We start from the raw sequence: 686 nt of genomic DNA, 5'->3' as shown, positions 1-686 counted from the left end.
GCGGCGGCCGATGGCGAGGTCGTCTATGCCGGCAACCAGATCCCGGGCTATGGCTGGCTGGTGCTGGTGCGCCACACCGGCGGCTGGGTGACGGCTTATGCCCATGCCGACAGCCTGTCGGTGCGCGAAGGCCAGCAGGTCCGCCGGGGCGACCAGCTGGGCGTGGTGGGCCAGAGCGGCGGGCGTGATCAGCCTCAGCTGCACTTCCAGATCCGGCAGGGCGTGCGGCCGGTCGATCCGCTTCGCCAGATGCCGGCCCGCGCCGGAGCGTGACCCCGCCCCCTTGTGTGGCGCAAATGCCACACCTACGTGAGGCGCAACCAACCAAGGGATGCGTCCTTCGATGAACCCGGACAAATATACCGATCGCGCCAAGGCCCTGATCCAGGCGGCGCAGTTGGCCGCGCTGGGCGCTGGCCACCAGCAATTCACCCCGGAGCATCTGCTGGATGCGCTGCTGAAAGACGATCAGGCCTACGCCAAGGGGCTGATCCGCGCCGCGGGAGGCGACCCTGCGCGGGCCGAGGCGCTGATCGCTGCCGCGCTCAAGGCGCAGCCTGTGGTACAGGGCGGGGGCGACCGGCTGCTGATGGCGCCCCAGACCGCACGGGTGTTCGCCGCCGCCGAGGAGGCCGCTGCCAAGGCTGGCGACCAGTTTGTGCCGGCGGAGTGGTTCCTGCTCGCAC

2 protein-coding genes are annotated in these 686 nt (G+C 70.6%); both read left to right on the top strand.

Going from position 1 to position 686, the window contains the following annotated elements:
- A partial coding sequence (locus ACLD7X_RS17640) for a murein hydrolase activator EnvC family protein (RefSeq protein WP_411424993.1) occupies positions 1-273 on the top strand: 273 nt, incomplete at its 5' end.
- A 70-nt stretch (positions 274-343) separates the two neighbouring features.
- On the top strand, positions 344-686 hold a 343-nt coding region (locus ACLD7X_RS17635; protein ID WP_425625451.1), incomplete at its 3' end, for a Clp protease N-terminal domain-containing protein.

Origin of the sequence: Aphanothece microscopica RSMan92, assembly GCF_046613545.2 — a bacterium.
In the GTDB taxonomy this organism is placed as follows: domain Bacteria; phylum Cyanobacteriota; class Cyanobacteriia; order PCC-6307; family Cyanobiaceae; genus NIES-981.
Note: the sequence above shows the minus strand (reverse complement) of the source record. Positions and strands in the feature narration are given on the sequence as shown.